We start from the raw sequence: 21,040 nt of genomic DNA on the forward strand, positions 1-21,040 counted from the left end.
CGGCCAGAAGCCGCCGGTTCAGGAAACCAAAAATCGGGCCCCGTTAAGCGGGCAAAGGTACCGGGTTGCTCGTTATTCGTTGATTGTTTTTCGGCGAACGTCATTCAGAGCGAAGCGAAGAATCTCGCATGGTATCGTCAAACGATAATCAGGTCAACGATTAGCACGCGAGATTCTTCGCTTCGCTCTGAATGACGTTCGCCGAAAAACAATCAACGAATAACGAATCTACTCCGCCAGCGCCGTAACGGGCCCGGCGTAGGCGGGGTGCCCGGGCACCGAGCCGTCGGGGCGGGCCCAGGCATCGAGGGGTTCCAGGGGCAGGGTCAGCAGGCGGGCTACCGTCTGGCCGGCCGGGTCGGGGAAGGCGGGCACGCCGATGGTGAGGTCCTGCTGGGGCACGTTGAGGCGCAGCGTGCGGTGCAGCCGGTCCCAGAGCGTGAGCACGACGCCAAAGTTGCTCTGCGTTTCGCGGTCGACTATGGAGTGGTGGATGCCGTGGGCGCGGGGCGTGACCATCAGCGGGGCCAGGCGGCGCTCGACTTCGTAGGGTAGCTGCCAGTTGCTGTGGTGAAAGGCGGTGCAGGCCTCAAACACCACCTCGAAGCCCAGAGCCGTGGAGCCGCGCACGCCCAGCAGGGCCGCCAGGCCGGCGCGGTACGGGATGCTGGCCAGCATCTCACCGAAATGGAAGCGCCAGCCCGTGGTCAGGTCCATGTCCAGGTCGGAGTGGTGGACGCGGTGCAGGCGCCAGAGCAGCGGCGAGTGCAGCAGCCGGTGCCAGGAGTAGCCCAGGTAGTCGAGCAGCAGCACTTCGGCCAGTAGCCGGGCCGGCTCCGGCAGGCGCGAAAGGGGCGTGCGGTAGGGCGCCATCAGCTGGCCCAGGCCCACCATAGCGGGCAGCAGCGTCAGGCGCATGGCTGGCATGGAAGGAGCCGCCAGCACCACGTTGCGTACCCACCGCTCGGTACGGGGCCTTGTGCGCTTGCGCAGCGGCTTGCGGGTTTCGAGCAGCAGCAACCCCAGGCCCAGCACGGCCAGTACGGGCGTGGCGTATTTATCGAAACGCTTGAGCAGCGGATGGGAAGCGGGCAGCAAAGACATTGTTGGGGATAATGAGGTGATGGGGTGATGAGGTAAAGATACTGTCGTCCTTCATCTGGCGTCCGCAGAGCGAAGGATGACAGGTCTTCAACCATTGAATAGGTACCTTTGTCCCGGCGGGCTTTCCGCTGAACTCTCTACTCCGCCGGGCTACTCCTTTTCCGCGCCGCACGACCTTATTTGGGCGAGCGGCTTTTTTGGCCCCGCTCCGCTCCTGCTTTCTGCCGCTTATGCAACAGGTTCTGCACTACTTCACGCAGTACAAAGTCAACTACAAAAACGAAATCCTCTCGGGCCTGACGGTGGCCCTGGCCCTGATTCCGGAGGCCGTGGCCTTTTCCATTATTGCCGGGGTGCCGCCGCTGGTGGGTTTGTACGCGGCCTTCGTGATGGGCCTGGTAACGGCGGTGCTGGGTGGCCGGCCGGGCATGATTTCGGGTGCGACCGGCGCTGTAGCCGTGGTGCTGGTGGCGCTGGCCAAAACCCACGGCGTCGAATACATCTTCGCTACCGTTATGCTGGCGGGCGCTATGCAGATTCTGGCAGGCGTGCTGCGGCTGGGCAAGTTCATCCGGCTGGTGCCCCAATCGGTCATGTTCGGCTTCGTCAACGGACTGGCCATCATCATCTTCCTCTCGCAGCTGGTGCAGTTCCAGGCCATCGGGGCCGATGGCGTACTGCATTGGCTGACGGGGCCGGCACTTTATACGATGGTGGGGCTGGTGAGCCTCACCATTGCCATCATCGTGGGGTTGCCGCGCCTTACCAAGGTGGTGCCGGCCTCGCTCACGGCCATTCTGGTGGTATCGGCGCTGGTTATCGGGCTGGGCATTAACACCAAAACCGTGGGCGACATTGCCTCCATTCAGGGCGGCTTCCCGCCGTTCCATATCCCGGCCGTGCCCTTCACCTTCGCCACGCTGGGCCTCATCTTCCCCTACGCCGCCATCGTGGCCGGCGTGGGCCTGATTGAGAGTTTGCTGACGCTGAACCTCATTGACGAAATCACCGAAACCCGGGGCCGCGGCAATAAGGAGTGCGTAGCCCAGGGCGCGGCCAACATGCTCTCGGGCCTGTTTTCGGGTATGGGCGGTTGCGCCATGATCGGGCAAAGCCTCATCAACATCTCGTCGGGGGCCCGGGCGCGCCTCTCGGGCGTGGTGGCGGCGCTTATGCTGCTGGTGTTCATCATGTTCGGCGCGTCGCTGATTGAGCGCATGCCGATGGCCGCCCTCACCGGCCTGATGATTATGGTATCGGTGGGCACTTTCGAATGGGCCTCGCTTAAGACCTTCGGTAAAATGCCCGTGTCCGACCTCGTGGTGATGCTGACCGTGACGATTGTAACGGTGGTGCTGCACAACCTGGCCCTGGCCGTGCTCATCGGTGTCATTATTGCGGCGCTGGTATTTGCCTGGGAAAATGCCCGCCGCATTCGTGCCCGCAAGCACCTCGACGAGGCCGGCGTGAAGCACTACGAAATCTTCGGCCCGCTGTTCTTCGGCTCGGTGCAGGCGTTCGGCGAGAAGTTCGATGTGGCCGACGACCCGACCGAAGTTATCATCGATTTTGCCGAAAGCCGGGTGGCCGATATGTCGGCCATCGAAGCCCTCAACAAGCTCACCGAACGTTACCACCGCCTGGGCAAAACCGTGCACCTCCGCCACCTCAGCCCCGACTGCCGCCACCTGCTCCGGCGCGCCGACTCGCTCATCGACGTGAATATTTTAGAAGACCCCATCTACCACGTTTCGGGGGCCGATTTGCGTTATTAGGCCGTAGCGCGAAGCTTCGCGCTATTCGCGCTATGGCCTACGCCAGTACCTTCGGCTCCTCCGAGGCTATCAGCGGGCCGTCGAAGTGCTGCTCAAAGAACTCGTCGCACCAGCGGCACACGTTCTGCAGGTCCTCGGTGCGGGCCAGGGCGTGGGCTTCTGGAACGCCGATGGACTCGCCCATTTTCCAGGGCTCGCCGGCGTTGAGGCGCTGCATGATTTCCGATTTAGAGGCGCGCAGCAGTACGTCGGCCACCTTTTCGCGGCGGGCGTCGCCGAGCGGGAACCTGGTACCGGGGCAGCAGGGGTTGATTTTCCAGAGCTGGATGCTGATTTCCTGGGGCAGTTCGGTGCCACCCAGAAAGCCTTTGGCGCCCGACAGGATGGCGCAGAAGTTATGGCTGGGGTCCTTGAGCCAGATGTCTTTTTCGAGGGCGCGGCCGCGGGCCCAGTTGCCGCCCAGCCACATATCCTCGCTGGCGCCCCAGTAGCCCCAGCTTAAGGGGTGTTCCGTCACCAGCAGGTTTTCCTTCTCGATGAGCGGGTCGTGGTCGTCGCCGTTTACGCCGCGGCTCTCGAACAGGTCGGCCAGCGTCATCAGCCGGGCCCCGGCGGCCTTGTGGTAACGGTCGATGCTGGCAATATCGAAGCGCGTAACGCCTTTGGCAATGAGCAAATCGAGGATTTTCTCGGTCAGCAGGTCGCCATTGGTTTGCAGCATAATCTGGGTGCGGCCCTGGTACTTGCGCTGCAGGGCTTCCAGAATCGAGTAGAGCTTTACCTTATCGGCCAGCGGCTCGCCCCCCGACAGAATCAGCCGGTCGACCTTTTCCGGCAGGTTGTCGATGATGCGGAAACAATCCTGCACGCTGATGCGCGTGCCCTGGGGCCCGGAGCTGTTGTAGCAATGGTCGCACTTGTCGTTGCAGAGCTGGGTGAACACCCAATAAACGGATTCGCAGTGGTTGAAATCGGTCTTCATGCGGGGGTTGAAGTGGGATTGGCCGTCTGCCGGATATTCTCCCAGAAAGACAGTTCGGCGGCAATATTGGTGCGCGGGTCGGCCACGAAATCGGCCACCGAAGCGAAGCTGGTGAGGCTGCCGCGCTCCAGGTAGCCCAGGCGCGAGCCCACCGTAAGGGCCTCCCGGCTGTCGTGGGTGACGAAAATGGACGTGATGTGGTGCTGCCGGCTGACGCGGCCAAACAGCTCCTGCATGGCAGCGCGGGTCTGGGCGTCGAGGTTGCCGAAGGGCTCGTCGAGCAGCAGCAGGCGCGGCCGGATGATGAGCGCCCGCCCGAACGACACCCGCTGCCGCTGCCCGCCCGACAGCTGGTGCGGGCTTTTGCGGGCGTGCTCGCTCAGCTCCAGCTCGGCCAGCAGTTCGGTTACCTGCTGCTTGATCTCCGCTTCTTTCACCTTCCGAATGCGCAGCCCAAAGGCCACGTTCTCGAAAACCGACAGGTGCGGAAACAGCAGCGGCTCCTGGTAGAGGTACACCATCTGCCGCTCGTTGGGCGGCGCGGGCAGCAAGTCCTGGCCATGCAACTCCAGGGTGCCGGCATCAGCCGTTTCGATGCCCGCCAGGATTTTGAGCAGCGTGGTTTTGCCGCAGCCCGAGCGGCCCAGCACCGCCAGCACCTCGCCCTGGGCCAGCGTCAGCGAAATATCGCGCAGCACGGGCTGGCCATTGAATTGCTTGGAAAGGTGCGAAACGGTGAGCATTCGGGGTTTTGATGAATCAGAAATTTATATGAGGCACTAACAACTAACAACTAACAACTAACAACTAACAACTAACAACTAACAACTGAATTACGGCTTTCGTAGCAGGGCAGATTTGTTGGCCAGCAGCAACAGCAACGGCGGCAGCACCAGCAGCAGCGAGGCCACGGCCGCCAGCGGGGCGTTGGCCTCGCCCACGTAAGTGAACACCTGCACCGTGAGCGTGCGCACCTTGCCCACGCTCAGCACGTTGGTCAGACCGAAATCGAACCAGGCCAGCAGGAAGGTTTGCACCAGCGTGGTGCGCAGCAGTGGGGCAGCCAGCGGCAGCAGCACCCGGCGCAGCGCCTGCCCGGGCGTGCACCCCAACGTGCGGGCCAGCTGCTCGTACTCGGTGGCCTGCTGACTCCAGAACGAGCCCAGCAGCAGCGTGGCAAACGGCAGCGCCAGCAGCAGCAGCCCCAGCAGCACCCCGCCCACCGAACCCGAGAGGTGCATCCGGATGATAAACGGCTGAATGAGCACGGCCAGCAGCACCGGCGGCAGCGCGTAGGGCAGGTAGCTCAGGGCCGTCCAGCGGCCCGGCCTGCGCGCCCCGACCACCGCCCGCGCCACCACAAAGCCGCCCACTGTAGCCAGCACCGCCACCGCACTGGCCAGCAGCAGGCTTTTGCCCAGGCCGGCCAGCAGGCCGTTGCCCCCGGCCACCAGCCCGCGCAGGGGCTCCAGCGAGTAGGCCGGCGGCAATGCCGCCGGAAAGCGCCACCCCTCGCCCACCGCCAGCAGCCCCAGCAGCGCAAACGGCAGCGCGAAAAGCAGGATCAGGAAGGCAGTTAGAAGCTTGGAACGCATTGGGAGGTGAGTAGTGGTACGGGAGTTAGTGAAAGAGCATGACACGCTCTTTCACCTCAGCATTTCACCCAGTCTCTACCCTACTCCGGTTTACCAGCCGCAGCAGCACCAGAATCAGCACCAGCAGCCCCGAGGCCACCAGAAAACCGGCCAGGTAGGCGGCAGGCAACTCGCGCAGGTCGAAGCGCTGGAGTTTGGTGGCAATGAACACGCTCAGCATTTGCGGGTACGGGCGGCCCAGCAGCAGCGGGATATCGTAGGCGCCGAGCGTGGCAATGAAGCTGAGCAGCACCGTGGGCGCGGCCCGGCGCAGCAGCAACGGCGCCGCCACCCGCCGCCGGAATTGCCCCGCGCTGGCCCCGAGGGTGCTCGTGAGCTGGTCCAGCTCCGCCAGCCGGCTTTCCTGGTAAATGGCCTGGAACAGCAGCGTCAGGAACGGAAAGATGAGCAGCACGTGGGCCAGAATAATACCCAGCCCGGCGCCGTCCTGCACCAACTCCGGAAAAGCCTCCAGGCTGCTCGTCAGGCCCAGCTGAAAGCTGATGCGCGACAGCCAGCCGGTACGGCTCAGCAGCTGAAACAGGTAGAAAGCCACCACCAGCGCGGGCAGAACCAGCGGCACGTAGAGCAGCCCCGGCAACGGCGCCCGCCGCAGCGTGGGTTGCGCCCGCAGCACCAGCCCCAGCGCCAGCACTACCGACAAGCCTACCGAGGCTACCGCAATCCAGAGGCTATAAAGCGCCGCGTACCCGAGGCCCGGTTCGTGGCCCAGCGCCCGCCAGTAGCGGCCCGTAAAGCCTTCGGCCAGCGGCCCCACCACCACCACGCTACCCAGCAGCGCGTAGCCCAGCCCTGCCAGCGGCAGACCCAGAACGAGCAATGCATAAAGCGGCAGAATGGGTTTGAGTGGTTTCATAGCTTCATAGTATTTACTTGCCTATGGCTTGTCCTTCAATCACGTAAGTGCGAAAGTCCTTGAACAGCCGGGTCATGTACTCGGGGTCGGGCTCCTGCAGGGCCAGGCCGGTCAGGTTTTCACGGCGCGGGGCGTAGCGGCGCGACGGGAGTTGCCGGAACTGCCGGCGCTGGGCGGGCGTGAGGGCGGCCAGGTCGAGCACCGTGTGGTCGCCCCACACGTTGGGGTCCATCTTTTTCAGCTGGGCCTCGGGCGAAAGCAGGAAGTTGATGACCAGCATAGCGGCCTCGGGGTGCCGGGCGCCGCGCACGATGCCCAGGTAGTGCGAGTTGCGGATGGTGCCGGGGGCCGGCACGTAGGCGCGGGCCGTGGCCGGAAACACCTTCTGGTTCACCTTATTGTCTACTTCGGCGTCGTTGTTGGAGAAAGTGAAGGCCACTTCGCCGTTGGCAAACAGCTGGTGCAGCGGCGCCAGTTGCTCGGGAAACGTGCGGCCTTCCTTCCAGAAGTAGCGCCTGTTTTGGTTGATGACCTGCCACAGCTCGCCCGACCACTGATCGTACACCGCCTCATCGAACTTGCCCTGAAACAGCTTCGGCTGGCCCGACAGGGCAATCATCCACGATTTGAGCAGCGTCATGCCCGTAAATTCGTTCGGGATGGTGAACTGGCCGGGGTGGGCCCGCACGAAGGCCGGCAGCTCGGCAAACGAATTCGGCGGGTTGGCCACCCGCGCCGAATCGTAGATGAAGTTTAACTGCACGTTGCCCCAGGGGGCTTCCATGCCGGCAATGGGCTGCTGAAAATCGGTGCTGATAAAGGGGTTGTCGAGGTCGAGCAGCGCGGCGTTGGGCAGTTTTTTGACGAAGGGCCCGAGCAGCGCGTCTACCTGCCGGAGCTGGTAAAATGTCTCGCCGTTTATCCAGACCAGATCGGCCTCGCTGGGCTGGCCGGCCTGCAGCTCGGCGGCCAGCGTCTGCACTATTTGACTTCCCTGCCCGGCCGCAATCTGCAGGTCGATGCCGTAGCGGCGCTGCACCTCGGGCTTCACGTAAGCGCTCATGTACTTATTGATGAGCGGGTCGCCCATCCACATTAGCATGCTTACCGGCTGGCCCTTGCCCGCCGCCTCAATTTGCGGCCAGCTCTGGGCCAGCGTCTGGTCGGGCGACTTGGCCTGGTCGCCGGAGTTGCAGGCCGCCAGCAGCGTCAGGAGCGGGAGTAGTAAAGTTGTTTTTTTCATGCTAGTCAAGCTCAGATTAGATACTAAAAACCAGCTCCCCTCCTCAGCCGAGGAGGGGTTGGGGGTGGTTGACAACCGTTGAGCGGATGCTAAAAATCAGTCCTGGCCATCGTTCTGCCAGCGTCAACCACCCCCAACCCCTCCTTATCCAAGGAGGGGAGCTAGGTTCTAAAACGCGTACCGCGCTCCGAACTGGAACTGGCAGGGGGCGCTGGCGTTCTTGCGCACGATGCCCGAGCCGGCGGGGCCCACCTGAATCTGGTTGCTCTGGGTGGCGTTGTTGGCGTAGCCGCTCAGGTTCTGGGTGTTGAAGACGTTAAACACATCGGCCCGGATTTCGAGGCGGCTGAGCTTCTCGCCCAGGAACAGGTTGTACTGCAGGCCCGCGTCGATGGTCTTCGACCAGGGCAGGCGGTCGGAGTTGCGGCTTTCGCCGGGCTGGCGGTCGGCGTTGCCCACGTAGGCCGTGCTGAACGAGCTGCCGTCGCCGTTGAGGTCGTTGGTGAGGACGGGCGTGCCATCGGGATTGAAGGCGCCCGGCACCCGGTAGGCGCCGGCCACCCGGTTGATGGGCTGGCCGCTCTGCACCAGCGCCGCCACGTTGAAATTCAGGTTGCGCACGGGCTGGTAGAAGCCCAGCACGTTGAACACGTGGGTCCGGTCGTTGATGGAGTTGCCCCACTCCTGGCCGTACTGGTTGGCGTTCTGGGCCCGGAAGTTGATGTCCTCGGTGTTGTTTTTGAGGTTGGACAGCGTGTAGGTGAAGCGGTAGCCGTACTTGTCGTCGGCCAGCAAATCGCGCTTCAGGTTCACGTTCAGGGCCAGGTAGCGCGAGCGGCCGGCGGTTTCACTCACGATAACGTCGCGGGCCACGCCGCGCACCTTCTGGCCGTTGATGTTGGCGTAAGGGCCATTCGCGTCGGCCAGAATCGGTACCGGGCGGCTGGCATCGGCCTGGGCCACGGTGCGCACCACCACATTGTCAGGGTCGACGGCGTAGTTGGCGGCCCCGTTCAGGCTGGCCAGCCGCAGCAGGTTAAACGAGCGGTTGAAAACGGCATCGGCGTAGAACAGCGTGCGGCCGCCGAGTTGGTACTGGTAGCCTAGGGTGCTCTGTTGGGTGTAGGGGTTCTGGTAGCCGTTAGGGTTGAGAATGCGCCGCTCGTTGCTGAACGCCGCCTCCCGCTGCCCCTGCAAGCTGGCCGCCGAAGGGCCGTTGAGGTAGGTGGCATTGTTGAACGAGGCCCCGGCATTGCCGGCAAACGTCACCCGGTCGAGGTCGGTGCCAGCGGGCAGCGCGCCCACCCGTACCAGCTCCGCCAGCTGGGCCCGGTAATCGGCCGAAGTCGTGTTCTGCTGGAGCGCGTCGCTGTAGATGGAGTACTGGATTTTATCGTAGAACAGCCCGAAACCGCCGCGTACGCTGCTCCGCTCGGTCAGCTGGTAGTTGAAGCTGGCGCGGGGCGCGATGTTGTTGAAGTCGCCTTTGGTGCCACCGCCCTTCGAGAGGTTGTCGTAGTCGTAGCGCAGGCCCAGCGTCAGGTTCAGGCGGTCGGTTACGGCCACCAGATCTTCGAGGTAGATATTGTACAGGTTCTGGGTGGTCCCGAACGAGGCGGGGCGCAGCTCCACGCCGTAGTTAACTACCTGCACGTCGGCCGGAATATCACCCGGGGCCAGACCGCCGCCCAGGTTGCGGGCCCGAAGCGCGGCCAGTTGGGCCGGGCTTAGCTGCACGGTGTAGCTGCCGTTGGGGTTGCCGCCGCCGAACAACGAGTGCCGGGAGCTAATCAGCCCAAAACCCGCCTTAAAGGTGTTGCGGCCGGCCAGGTAGGTGAACTTCTGCTGGCCCTGCCAGGTGTTTTCGAGCGCATCGAACAGGTAGCCCGGGTGGCCGAGCACGGCAATGGTCTGGCCATTGGGGTCGCGCACGGCCACGTCGGGGCTGTTGGGGTTGTTGGCCTTGGCGTAGTTCCAGCGGAAGCGGGCGTACTGCAGGCTGGTTTCCGAGGTGATTCGCTCGCCCACGTACACGTTCTGCGAGGCGATGCTCACCGAGTTGCGGTCCTGGCGGTTGCCGGCCGAGTTGAAGGTTACGCCCCCGTCGAGGCCACCACCCTGCCGCTCGATGTTCACGAGGCCCACGTTGGCCCGCAGCGACGAAGTGAACCGGTCGTTCCAGCGCTGGTCGAGCTTGCCGCTCAGGTAAGTGAAGCGGTTCTGGCCGCGCACGGTTTCGTTCACGCCCAACGCGGGCGAATTCAGCAGGTTATCCTTGAAATCGTAGGTCTGCTCGGCGTTCAGGAAGAAGAACGTTTTGTCCTTCACCAGCGCGCCGCCCACGCCAAAGCCGAACTGCTGGCGCTGAAAGCCGCTTTTCACCTGGTTGCCGGAAAGGTCGCGCTGGGCAAAGTCCGATTTGCCATCGATGCCCGGACCCGGCCGGGTCAGGTAAAAGGCCTCGCCGCTCAGCTCGTTCGAGCCCGATTTGGTGGTGATGTTGACGATGCCGTTGGCCGAGTTGCCGTACTCCGTCGAGAAGTTGTTGGTCAGCACGTTCAGGTTCTGCACGAAGCCCGTCGGAATGGCGAAGCGCTGCCCGCCCAGAAAGTTCTCGTTATTGTCGAGCCCGTCGATGAGGTAGTTGGTGTACAGGCCGTTGGCGCCGTTGATGCTCACGTTGGGCGCCTCGGTGAAGAAGCCGGTGGCCTGCGTGACGTTGGGCAGGCGGTAGAGGGCGCGGGTGATGTCGCGGGCCTCAATGGGCACCTGCCGCAGCTCGCGGGCCGACAGCTGGGAGGCCACCTCGGCGTTCTGGGTGTTGATGGTGGTGGCATTGGGAGCCCGCACCGTTACCTCGCCCAGGCTCTGGGAAGTGGCGCGGGGCAGCACCAGCGTCACGCTCGGGCTGGAGTTGGCCCGCAGCAGGATGTTGGCCTCGCGCACCGGCTGAAACTTGTCCGACACCTCCGTGCTCACGGCGTAGGAGCCGGCCGTACTCAGGCCCCGGAAGCGGGTTTTGCCCTGGGCATCGGTGGTGAGCTGGGTGCTGTAGCCGATGGCGGCATTATCGAGGTGCACCACCTGGCCCACCACGGGCTGGCGGGTGCTCACATCCACCACCGATACCACTAAATCGACGGATTGCGCCAGCGCCGCCGACACAGGCAGCGCCAGCAGGCCCAGCGTAAACGCCGCGCGGGAGGAAAATCTATTCATCTGAAAAAAGCCAAAAACCTGAAAACTAAAACCCAACGGCCCCGCCAGCCGGCCCGGCTGCCACGCGGCAACCCAACCGCCCGCCAATGGGCCATGCACGAAGGTTTTCAGGAAACCGGCGGCCCGCGCAGGGGCAGCGGCGCGGCCACGGCCGCCACCCGCGGACGAAGCCGCAATGCCCTGCCAGCCACCCGGACGGGCCGCCGCAGCTGTTCCAGTCGGCGGCGCAGGGCCGTGGCCGGCAGCTGGCGCAGCACCCGCGCCAGGTGGCGGGCATTGTTGATGCCGGCCAGGGGCCGCAGCCGCCGCACGCTGGCTCCGGCGCGGTGCAGGCAGCGGGCCAGGGCCGCGCCCAGCCGGGCCGTCTGCCAGGGCAGCGCGGCCCACACGTCGGCCGCAAAAAAAGCCCGGCTCACGCCCAGCAGGTACACGCCCCCGTCGAGGTCGGGCCCCAGCACAGCATCGGTGGTTTCGAGGGCGGCCACGGCCTGGCGCAGCCGGGCGGGCGTTAGCTGGGGGCAGTCGTTGCCGATAACCACCAGCCGCTCGTAGCCCCGCCCGAAGCCGTAGGCCAGGGCCGAACTTAGCCGCTGGCCAAAGGTGCCGCCGGCTTGCTGGTCGGAGCCGAAGTACAGAAAATCGACGCCCGCCTGCCGGGCCGTGGCCGTGGCCTGGGCAATGAGCTGGGCCGCCACCGCCGCATCGGCCCCGCGTCCGCCCGCCCCAAACGACTTGTGCGCGGCTTCCTCGCCCGCCGAGCGGGTGAAGAGCAGAACGGCAGTGCGGGTAAGGCTGGGACTCAAAATGGAAGTAAGGCTGTGGCACGGATTTAAGTCCGTAGCGCGATGTGACGATAGATAATCCGGCAGTTAATCCAACAGCGGACTAAAAGTTTTGCCCGTAGAATGCGGCGGATTAGCAAGAGGTTTGGCTACGCACTGCCGTTCATGCCACATGCAATCAGCGGCCATTTTGAAAGGCGGCAAACATACGGTGCAAACGGCCTGCAAGGTTTGCGCCGCCGCTCACTCGTAAAATCTGCGCAGCCGCCGCATACTCGTCAGCACCACCCAGTCGCCGAGGCGGGGCAGGTTGGTGTGCACGATGGCAATGAGCCAGCCCAGGGCCGAAATAACGGTGCGCTGCCGCCGCCGCCGGATGTGGCGCACGATGATGGCGGCCACTTCGGCCTGGGTTTTCTGCCAGCGGGGCTTGCGGTAGGCAATGGGCACGGGCTGGCCGGCCGCGTCGAGCACGCGCTTGTCGTCGTCGTTTTCGGTGAAGCCGATGTGCACCACCCCGAAATGCACCCCGGTGCCATCCAGCTCCAGGCGCAGGGTGTGGGCCAGGTTGGTGAGGGCCGCCTTGCCGGCGCAGTAGGCCGAGCCGCTGGGCATGCCATTGAGGGCCGAAATGGAGGAGATGAACGTGATGCTGCCCCGGCTGGCGAGCAGGTGCGGCAGCGCGGCCTTGAGCGGAAACACGGCCCCGTATACGTTGCTGTCGAGCACCTGCCGGAACACTTCGGGGGCCATGTCGAGGAAGTAGGCCCGTTGCGAGATGCTGGCGTTGGCCACCAGGATATCGAGGCGGCCAAACTGCGCCAGCGCCGTGGCTACCAGCGTTTCACAGGCGGCGTAGTCGGTTACGTCGGCCAGGCAGGTGGCCACGGTGGCGCCGGCGGCTTCGAGCTGCTGGCGGGTGGCCTCCAGGCGCTCGGGGCGGCGGCCATTAAGCACCACGGCGGCGCCGGCCGCACTCAGGGCCCGCGCCGTTTCGCGCCCAATCCCCGATTCGGAACCCGTAACGATGGCCACCTTACCGGCCAGCGGCCCGGCCGTAGGCAGGGCCCGGCAACCCGCCGCCGCAACCGTCGCCCCGGCTGCTGCCGGGACCGACGAGACGGGTTGCGGCGCAGCATTGGCGGGCTCGAAAACGGCCGGGGCCGGACTGTCTTTCAACATAGCTCAAATATACTGTTCGGCTTTAAACCAGGCGAAAGCCTCGGTTATGGCCTCAGCGACGGGTGTTTGGGGAAGCTGTAGCTCACGGCGGGCCTTATCTACCCGGAAGTAGTGCCCGTCGTTGGCTACGGCCGTCATGGCGGCGTTCAGGCGGCCCGGCCGGCCCGTCAGGCGGGTTTGCAGACTGCACAGCTGGCCGTAGAACTGGGCCAGCCCGGCCGGCAGGGGCCAGCGCGGGGGCGGTACGCGCATTAAGTCGGCCATCAACGTAAAGGCTTCGTGGTAGCTTAGGTTTTCGTTGCCCAGGATGTACGACTCTCCTACCCTACCCAGATTCAGCGCATTTACGGTAGCCTGGGCCACGTCGCGCACGTGCACGTAGTTTTTGCCGCCGGGCGGGTAGCCAGGCACTTTACCGCGGTAAATTTCCAGCAGCAGCGCGCCCGACGTGGGTTTGGCATCCTCCGCCCCGAGCATGAAGGTGGGATGCACCAGCACGGCCGGCAGCTGCTGCTCGTCCACGGCCCGTAGCACTAGGTCGGTGGCAGCGCGCTTGCTGTCCATGTAGTCGAGGCCGTAGCGGGCGCCGGCGTAGGGGCGGGTTTCGTCGCCGGGATCAGCCGGGGTTCCGAAGCCGAAGACGTTGGCCGTGCCCACGTACACGAGCCGCGCCACCCCGGCTCGCCCGGTTTCGGCCAGCACGGCGCGGGTGCCCTCCACGTTCACCGTCCACAGGGCGGGGTCGCGGGCCGGATTCACGCTGGCCAGCGCGGCGGCGTGGATGATGGCCCCGCAGCCCTCAGCCGCCCCGACCAGCGTAGCCGGCCGCAGCAAGTCGGCCTCCCGGTACTCCACGTTCCAATCAAGCGGGAAAGGCGGCGCGGTGCCGGGCCGCACCAACGCCCGCACTGGCTGGCCCCTGCCGTGCAGCTCGGCCACCAGGTGGCGCCCCAGGAAGCCATTGGCCCCGGTAACGAGCACGGGCTTTGAGGTAGATGGATTTGGAATAAAGGGCGTCATGCTGAGCGTGGTCGAAGCATCTCTACCGCTTCATTGTAATAGGGTTGATTAGCCAGAGGTAGAGATGCTTCGACTACGCGTTACTTCGCTCAGCATGACGCTTTTTTTTCACCTTCCAAAAGCCCCTGCTTACCGGTGGTTGATGAGCGTTTTGTAGGTGCGGGCAATGCGGGCGGGCTCTACTTTCAGAAAGTAGAGCGCGAAGGCCGTAAGGTTGGCCAGCTGCACCCGCAGCCAGCTGTTCTGCTCGTACTTGCGGGCCGATACCAGCACGCTTTGGGGTACGATGTAGAACGAGGCCACCCGGCGGATGCGCTGGATAATCTCGAAGTCCTCCATCACCACAAACCGCTCGTTGAAGCCGCCCAGCTGCCCAAACAATTCGCGGGTGATGAACAGGGTCTGGTCGCCGCCGCGGCTCATGAGGCCCTTAAAGCGGGTGCCGTAGCTGTTGATGCGCAGCAGTGGGTGGGGCGAATTGAAGCGGAAGCGGTAGCAGCCCGCCGCGTGGCCCGCCGCAACGGCCCGCGCGATGGTGCCCGCGTACTCGGGATGAATACCGACATCGGCGTGCACGAAATAAAGCAGCTCGTGGCGGGCGTGGGCCGCGCCATAATTCATTTGGGCGGCCCGGCCGGGGCTTGGGGCCTGCAGTACGGTGGCCCCGGCGGCCTCGGCCAGCGCGGCGGTGCCATCGGTGCTCAGGGCATCTACCACCAGAATTTCTACCTGCCCGGGAGCGGCGTAGCGGCGCAGCTCCTGCACCAGCCGGCCGATGTTGGCGGCCTCGTTGTAGGTAGGAATGATGACGCTTAGAAGCATAGGACAGCTGAACAGGAGCACAAGGTGCGTAATTTCCGGCGGCCGCGGGAGCGCCCCCGGCCCGCCATATACGTGGCGCCCGGCCCGGCCAGTTTGCGCGGCCAGGCAATCCGGCGGGCCGGGCGGCGCGTTTATTGCAACGGGCCGCACCACGGCCGGGCATTTGCCCGTATGGCTTAACCACTTGGCAACGCCGCTGCCCCCGCTGGGCCGGTCCTCTTTTTTACTTTCCGACGCATGATTTTCTACCGCACCCTCCTGCTGACCGCCCTTAGCGTCTCTACGTTTTCGGCAACGGCCTGCAACGGCCCCGCCGAAACCGCGGCCACCCCGGCGGCCCTCACGGCCGCGCCAACCGCGGCGGCCTCCGCTTTCGACCACAGCGCCTTCGACCGGCTGCTGAAAAAGTACGTGAACGGCCAGGGCCGCGTGAACTACAAGGGCTTCAAGAGCGAGGAAAAAGCGTTCAACGCCTACCTCGCCCAGCTCAGCCAGAACCCGCCCAGAGCCACCGACCCGCAGGCCGAGCAGATGGCCTTCTGGATCAATGCTTACAACGCCTACACCATCCGCCTGATTCTGGATAACTACCCGCTCAAGAGCATCAAGGATATCGGGGAGCCCTGGAAGAAACTGTTCATTCCCATCGGAGGCACCAAAATGAGCCTCGACGACATCGAGCACGGCATTCTGCGCAAGAAATTCGACGATCCGCGCATTCACTTCGCGCTGGTGTGCGCTTCCATCTCGTGCCCGGCGCTGCGCCCCGAAGCGTACACGGCCGCCCGCCTCAACGCCCAGCTCGACGCCCAGGGCCGCGCCTTTCTCAACGACCCCGGCAAAAACAAGCTCTCCGCCCAAAGCGCCCAGCTTTCCAACTATTTCAACTGGTACAAAGACGACTGGAACAAGAACGGCCAGTCGGTGGTGAAGTGGGTGAACAAGTACGCCAAAACCAAAATCAGCGACAACACTAAAATTGGGTACCTGGACTACAACTGGAACCTGAACGAGCAGTAAGCCTGAATGGGGTTTTCTCGCAGAGGAGCGCAGAGGTTAAAAGGAGGGTCATCTCCTTACCTCTGCGCATGCCTCTGCGCTCCTCTGCGAGAAAACCGATTCCACCCCATGAAAGTCCTGCTGTTTCTCTTCTTCCTGCTCCCCGCCCTCACCCAGGCCCAAACGCCGGCGCCCGAAACGCGACGTTATGCCATTGAGGTAGCCGGCCTGCGGGTGGGCACCATGACGGCCACCCGCCAGCTGCCCACGCCCGCCAACCCCGAAACCATCAGCACCCTCACCAGCGACGTGCAGGTGGATATTCTCTTCTACCACCTCGTCATCTACTACAAGGTAACCAACTACGTGCGCGCCGACGGCCAGCTGCGGCTTTCCACCGTAAATGCGCGCACCAACCAGGGCAATTTCAGCTCGCGCACCGAATGGAAAGAGGACCACTACGACATCGTGGCCGACCAGTACAAACACCGCTACCGGGCCACCGAAACCCGGCCCATCCGCTACACCGTTACCGACATGTTTTTCGGGGAGCCAGCGAACCAGCCGCGCGCCTTCGCCGAGTATTTCGGGGATTTTTTCGTGGTGAAGCCCGGCAAAGCCGGCCGCTACCAGGCCACCCGTGCCGGCCGCGAGGATGAGTACCAATATAAGGACGGCCAATTGATGACCTTAATCAAGAAAAACCCACTGAAGAACTTCATCATCAGGGTTTTGTAAAACGGGACTACCGCACGACGTAGGGTGGGGTTTGCCCCCGCCCCTACGTCATTCTTACTGCAGCTTGTAGGCCACATCGAGGCCCAGCTGCATGAGCGGCGTTATTTCCTGGTGGTCGACGATGAGCTTTTGGTTGATGCGGGCGCCCACCGGGTAAGGGTACACCTTGTTGAAGATTTCGCTGATGCCCAGCCCGCTGCTGTTGGCCAGAATCAGCTCCTGCACCAGCTCGCCCGCGCCCGGGGCCACCATGGCGCCGCCCAATATGCGGCGGGTCTGGCCGGGGATGGGTAGGCGGTTCTTTTCGATGAACAGCAGCAGCCGGCCGTACTGGTAGTCGTCCACCACGGCCCGGTCGTCGTCGGCGAAGTCGGTTTCCCACCGTTCGTAACGGAGGCCGCGCTTTTGCAGCTCCGGCTCATCGAGGCCGAAATGGGCCACTTCGGGGTCGGTGAAGGTGACCCAGGAAAAGTGGTCGTAGTTGAGTTTCTTTTTGATAGGCGAGAAGAAATTGAACACCAGCAGGCGCATGTGCAGCTCGGCCCCGTGGCTGAACTTGAGCGAGTTGGCCGCATCGCCGGCTACGAAGATATCGGGGTTGCTGGTGCCCAGGTGCTCGTCGAGCCGGATGTGGCCGTCGTCGTCCACTTCCACGCCGGCCCGCTCCAGCTCCAGGCCCTCGAAGCTCACCTGCCGCCCGATGGCCACGTAGCCGATATCAAAATCAAGCCCGAACTCCGCGCCCTGGGTAGGCTTGATGCGGGCGTGGGTGGGGCTGCTGAAACTGGTTACTTCGGCATTCAGGTGCAGCGTCAGGCCCTCGGCGAGCAGCCGCTCCTCCAGCACCCGGCTGATGCTGGCGTCTTCGTGGGGCAGCAGGCGCGGGCCGTGCTGCACGATGGTTACCTGCGAGCCCAGCCGCTGCATGGCCTGGCCCAGCTCCGCGCCGTTGGGGCCGCCGCCCACCACCAGCAGCCGGGCGGGCAGCTCGCGTAGGTCCCAGACGTGCTGGTTGTCATAAAGCCGCACCTGCTCTGCGCCCGGCACCGCCAGCTGCCGGGGGCGCGAGCCGGTGGCCACCACCAGCTTGCGCCCCTGGTAGGTTTGCCCATTGATTTCGACCTCGTGCCGACCCACGAATTTGGGCTGCCCGATTTCGACCGTAACACCCTGCCGGCGCAGGTAGTCGGGGTTTTCGTGGGGTCGGATGATGGCCTGGCGGCTGGCCACGTAGTCCATCACCTTGGCCATATCGGCCTTGCCACTCACTTCCAGACCGAACTGCGCCGCCTGCCGGGCCTGGTGCACCTGCCGCGAGGCGTGGATAAGCGCCTTGCTGGGCACGCAGCCGTGGTTGAGGCAGTCGCCGCCCACATCCTCAGCGGTGCGGTCAATCAGCAGCACCCGCATATCGGCCCTGGTCATAAACAGGGCCAGCCCCAGTCCGGCCGAGCCGGCTCCAAGCACAATCAGGTCAAATTCAGGGATTGAGTCAGCCATAGAAACAGCGGTAGAAGCAAGCATAAAGTTGTCGTCGGGCATTCACCCGGTTTAGCAGCATACGGGCTCCGGCGGGGTTTCGGTATAGCGCGGCAATGGTCTTATCTGACCTAAGCCGGTTGCTGCCCCAGTTGTAAGCTGCCCCATATTGCGCCGCCCGGTTCAGTTGGCGCTGCTTACTTTGGATTGCCAATGAACGTTTGCTGCAGCCATGCCTCTCTCCTATACCAACCGCCGCCAGGAAACCTACTACATCCGGGCAGCCCGCACCAATAAGGGCGGCGTGCGCTAGTACGTTATCAAGGATTTCACCAAGTACCCGGCAGAAGAAATCCGGGACCAACTGCCCGACGGGTTCGAGTGGTACGAGTACCCGGAAGACGGCAGAACGACGCTTCGCAAAGTCGTGCCCACCCGCGTACCCGCCGCCATGCTGGCCACGGTGCGCGAGCTGACCACCCGCTACTCGCCCTGCGAAGTGCTGCACTTCGATGTGGAGCCCGAGGCCGTAACGGTGTACGAGTATCCCTACGGCCCCGACGAGTTGGGCATGCCGCTGGCCGATATTCTCAAATTCGTGTACTTCTCGCCCGTTCTGCGGTTCGTGCTGCTGCCCGGGGGCGGCAGCTATCAGGTGCAGCGCATCTGCCAGTACCCCGGCCTCGAAGGCTGGATACCTCTCGAAACCAGCCCCGACTTAGTGGCCCTCGTCACCAGGTTTGCCCCGCACATCGGCCAGGAAAGTCTGGTTGACTTCTGGATTGAAGGCGAAGCAGATTTCTAGGGGCCGGAGCGCGTGGCGTAGAGACGCCTATTTGCGTCTGGTGGTTGAACGACCCCGTTCGCGTCGTTGGCTATCGGCTGCCAGTTGGCGCGAACAGCATCGTTGCATCGTCATCGTTCAACGACGAGATGCAAATAGGCGTCTCTACACCGTTCATTGGCCCCGCTACCGGCCCGAAACAACTACTTTGCGGGCTCCTACCCTATCTGCTTCCCGGCCCCAATGTCCCGAATTCTTCCCACCATCGTGCTGGCGCAGTTCTGCTGCACCTCGCTGTGGTTTGCCGGCAACGCCGTAGCGCCCGAGCTGGCGGCCCGCGTGGGCCAGCCGGCCAGCTTTGGGGCCGCCCTTACCAGCGCCGTGCAGCTGGGCTTCATTGGCGGCACGCTGGTATTTGCGCTGCTGGCCGTGGCCGACCGGTTTTCGCCTTCGCGGGTATTTTTTGTGAGTGCGCTGCTGGCGGCGGGCTGCAACCTGGCCCTTAACCTGCCGGGCCTGGGGGCCCCGGGGCTGCTGGCGGCCCGGGTGCTCACCGGATTTTTCCTGGCCGGCATCTACCCGGTGGGCATGAAGCTGGCCGCCGACTACTACGAGGCCGGGCTGGGCCGCTCGCTGGGGTTTCTAGTGGGGGCGCTGGTGCTGGGCACGGCCTTCCCACACCTGCTGCGCGGCCTGGGCGAGCTGGGCGGCTCCGGCGGCGGCGCGGGCGGCCCGCTGCCCTGGCAGCTGGTAACTGTTGGCACCTCGGCGCTGGCGGCGCTGGGCGGCACGGTCCTGGTGCTGCTGGTGCCCGATGGGCCCTTCCGCCGGGCGGGGCAACGCCTGAAGCCCGGCGCGTTGTTGGCGGGGTTCCGGGAGCCGGAGTTTCGGGCGGCGGCGCTGGGCTACTTCGGGCACATGTGGGAGCTGTACACGTTCTGGGCCTTCGTGCCGGTGGTGCTGGCGGCCTGGCAGGCGGCCCACCCGGCGGCGGCCAGCTTCAGTGGGCCACTGGCGGCGTTTGGCATTATCGGGGTGGGCAGCCTGGGGTGCGTGGGCGCGGGGCTGCTGGCCCAGCGGCGCGGAGCCCGGCCGGTGGCGGCCGGGGCCCTGGCGCTGTCGGGCTTGTGCTGCCTAGCCTCGCCGCTGGTGCTGGGCGGCGGCTCGGCGGGGGGGCTGCTGGCGTTTCTGGGGTTCTGGGGACTGGTAGTGGTGGCCGACTCGCCCCTGCTCTCGACGCTGGTAGCCAGCAGCGCCCCGGCCCCCACCCGCGCCACGGCCCTCACGCTGGTTACTTGCCTGGGTTTCGCCCTCACCATCGCCAGCCTCCAACTCACCAGCCGGCTAGTTCCGCTACTCGACCCGCGCTACCTGCTGGCCCCGCTGGCCCTGGGGCCGCTGCTGGGGCTGTGGGGATTGTTGGGGCGGGTAGTGGTGGGCAACACAACTATTTATAAGACACCAGTAGCGTAGTCCCGGTACCATTGGAAAGCATGCTGTTGGTGAATTGCTTTAACTAGCTATCTTGCAGGAGTGACATCAATATGTATATTAGTTGATGTTCTTTCAAAACCACAGTTAAAACAATCAAAATACCCAATGAAATTCAACATAGATTTACAAAAGCTACTTCCTTTCGGATACCTTTTTCTGGTTGTTATTGGAGTGCTTAAAGAAAGCATATTCTATTATCATATTGGAATAAATATTTTAAAATATTCGAACATAATGGATATTTTAATAAGCCCTATTGCTGATATCACTTCAACTCCTATGATTCTTGTTTCACTTATTGTTATTACATTCATATTTTATCTTATCATTTTATATCTATCTAAGAATTATCACAACCTAAAGGTTAATAAATTTATTGGGTCTAAAACAAATTCAGAGGAATTGACTGAATTATAAATTAAAAATAAATTTGGACAAACATTTATTGCTATGCTTGCCATCGGAATGATATCCTTTTTTCTTGGAGTAGGCCAAGGAAAGGGGAAAGCAGTGGCTACTAAAAATGAAAATGGAACTCTCGAATATAATAGTATTTTAACATTTAACTCAAATGGCCCATCAGAAAAAATATATTTAATTGGCACAAATAGTGCTAATGCATTTTATTTTGTGAGAGGAAATAAAAATGTTAAAATATCGCCAATGCTCTCTATAAAGACAATAGAATTGGAGAACAAAAACTCTAAATAGAGTAACAGGAGTTGAGGAACCAGAATCACCGTTTCTCTCATCTATGGCGGTCTTCGCGCTGGTTACCTGCCTGAGTTTCGCCCTCACCATCGCCAGCCTCCAACTCACGAGCCGGCTGGTTCCGCTGCTCGACCCGCGCCACTTGTTGGCCGCGCTGGCCCTGGGGCCGCTGCTGGGGCTGTGGGGGTTGTTGGG

Annotated in this window: 18 protein-coding genes; 6 read left to right on the forward strand and 12 right to left on the reverse strand. The window is 63.2% G+C overall.

The window, feature by feature from the left end; all coding sequences use genetic code 11:
• Positions 1-228: 228 nt before the first annotated feature.
• A complete protein-coding gene (locus BMY67_RS09620) occupies positions 229-1,104 on the reverse strand; it encodes a sterol desaturase family protein (RefSeq protein ID WP_092770859.1) in 876 nt (291 codons plus the stop codon).
• A 230-nt stretch (positions 1,105-1,334) separates the two neighbouring features.
• On the opposite strand from BMY67_RS09620, the gene BMY67_RS09625 reads away from it, so the two are divergent.
• Positions 1,335-2,879: a SulP family inorganic anion transporter gene (locus tag BMY67_RS09625; RefSeq protein ID WP_092770861.1), complete on the forward strand. Its 1,545-nt coding sequence runs from the start codon at positions 1,335-1,337 to the stop codon at positions 2,877-2,879.
• Positions 2,880-2,916: 37 nt separating this feature from the next.
• On the opposite strand, the gene BMY67_RS09630 is transcribed toward BMY67_RS09625, so the two are convergent.
• The 10 genes from BMY67_RS09630 to BMY67_RS09675 all read right to left on the reverse strand — a co-directional run bounded on the left by BMY67_RS09630 (position 2,917) and on the right by BMY67_RS09675 (position 14,640).
• A complete protein-coding gene (locus tag BMY67_RS09630) occupies positions 2,917-3,861 on the reverse strand; it encodes a radical SAM protein (protein ID WP_092770864.1) in 945 nt (314 codons plus the stop codon).
• Entirely contained in the window at positions 3,858-4,604 is a 747-nt protein-coding gene (locus BMY67_RS09635) for an ABC transporter ATP-binding protein (RefSeq protein ID WP_092770866.1), read from the reverse strand. Before BMY67_RS09635 ends, BMY67_RS09630 begins: the two co-directional genes overlap by 4 nt.
• 90 nt (positions 4,605-4,694) lie before the next feature.
• Complete coding sequence (locus BMY67_RS09640) at positions 4,695-5,456, reverse strand: ABC transporter permease subunit (RefSeq protein ID WP_092770868.1); 762 nt, start codon at positions 5,454-5,456, stop codon at positions 4,695-4,697.
• A gap of 64 nt (positions 5,457-5,520) precedes the next feature.
• Positions 5,521-6,372, reverse strand: a complete 852-nt coding sequence (locus BMY67_RS09645) for an ABC transporter permease subunit (RefSeq protein ID WP_092770870.1) — start codon at positions 6,370-6,372, stop codon at positions 5,521-5,523.
• 13 nt (positions 6,373-6,385) lie between these two features.
• Positions 6,386-7,615, reverse strand: coding sequence for an ABC transporter substrate-binding protein (locus BMY67_RS09650; protein WP_092770872.1), 1,230 nt, complete (start codon positions 7,613-7,615; stop codon positions 6,386-6,388).
• A gap of 168 nt (positions 7,616-7,783) precedes the next feature.
• Positions 7,784-10,834: a TonB-dependent receptor gene (locus tag BMY67_RS09655; protein WP_092771663.1), complete on the reverse strand. Its 3,051-nt coding sequence runs from the start codon at positions 10,832-10,834 to the stop codon at positions 7,784-7,786.
• Between the two features lie 107 nt (positions 10,835-10,941).
• Positions 10,942-11,637: a TIGR04282 family arsenosugar biosynthesis glycosyltransferase gene (locus tag BMY67_RS09660; RefSeq protein ID WP_177189770.1), complete on the reverse strand. Its 696-nt coding sequence runs from the start codon at positions 11,635-11,637 to the stop codon at positions 10,942-10,944.
• A 222-nt stretch (positions 11,638-11,859) separates the two neighbouring features.
• A complete protein-coding gene (locus tag BMY67_RS09665) occupies positions 11,860-12,798 on the reverse strand; it encodes an SDR family oxidoreductase (protein ID WP_092770876.1) in 939 nt (312 codons plus the stop codon).
• 3 nt (positions 12,799-12,801) lie between these two features.
• Positions 12,802-13,779, reverse strand: coding sequence for an NAD-dependent epimerase/dehydratase family protein (locus tag BMY67_RS09670; RefSeq protein ID WP_317040332.1), 978 nt, complete (start codon positions 13,777-13,779; stop codon positions 12,802-12,804).
• A 168-nt stretch (positions 13,780-13,947) separates the two neighbouring features.
• Complete coding sequence (locus BMY67_RS09675) at positions 13,948-14,640, reverse strand: TIGR04283 family arsenosugar biosynthesis glycosyltransferase (RefSeq protein ID WP_092770880.1); 693 nt, start codon at positions 14,638-14,640, stop codon at positions 13,948-13,950.
• 237 nt (positions 14,641-14,877) lie between these two features.
• Here BMY67_RS09675 and BMY67_RS09680 point away from each other — a divergent pair, with 237 nt between their 5' ends.
• Both BMY67_RS09680 and BMY67_RS09685 read left to right on the forward strand, forming a co-directional pair.
• Entirely contained in the window at positions 14,878-15,660 is a 783-nt protein-coding gene (locus BMY67_RS09680) for a DUF547 domain-containing protein (RefSeq protein WP_092770882.1), read from the forward strand.
• Positions 15,661-15,768: 108 nt separating this feature from the next.
• Entirely contained in the window at positions 15,769-16,377 is a 609-nt protein-coding gene (locus BMY67_RS09685) for a DUF6134 family protein (protein WP_092770884.1), read from the forward strand.
• A 54-nt stretch (positions 16,378-16,431) separates the two neighbouring features.
• Here the strand turns inward: BMY67_RS09685 and BMY67_RS09690 are convergent, their stop codons facing one another.
• Entirely contained in the window at positions 16,432-17,877 is a 1,446-nt protein-coding gene (locus tag BMY67_RS09690; protein WP_092771665.1) for a dihydrolipoyl dehydrogenase family protein, read from the reverse strand.
• A gap of 406 nt (positions 17,878-18,283) precedes the next feature.
• Here BMY67_RS09690 and BMY67_RS09695 point away from each other — a divergent pair, with 406 nt between their 5' ends.
• From BMY67_RS09695 to BMY67_RS18920, 3 genes are all read left to right on the forward strand, one after another.
• Positions 18,284-18,661: a hypothetical protein gene (locus tag BMY67_RS09695; protein ID WP_092770886.1), complete on the forward strand. Its 378-nt coding sequence runs from the start codon at positions 18,284-18,286 to the stop codon at positions 18,659-18,661.
• A 222-nt stretch (positions 18,662-18,883) separates the two neighbouring features.
• On the forward strand, positions 18,884-20,113 hold the full coding sequence (locus tag BMY67_RS09700; RefSeq protein WP_092770888.1) for an MFS transporter: 1,230 nt from the start codon (positions 18,884-18,886) through the stop codon (positions 20,111-20,113).
• A gap of 471 nt (positions 20,114-20,584) precedes the next feature.
• On the forward strand, positions 20,585-20,845 hold the full coding sequence (locus tag BMY67_RS18920) for a hypothetical protein (RefSeq protein ID WP_143069765.1): 261 nt from the start codon (positions 20,585-20,587) through the stop codon (positions 20,843-20,845).
• The last annotated feature ends 195 nt before the right edge of the window (positions 20,846-21,040 follow it).

This window comes from Hymenobacter actinosclerus, assembly GCF_900111515.1.
Classification (GTDB): Bacteria; Bacteroidota; Bacteroidia; order Cytophagales; family Hymenobacteraceae; genus Hymenobacter; species Hymenobacter actinosclerus.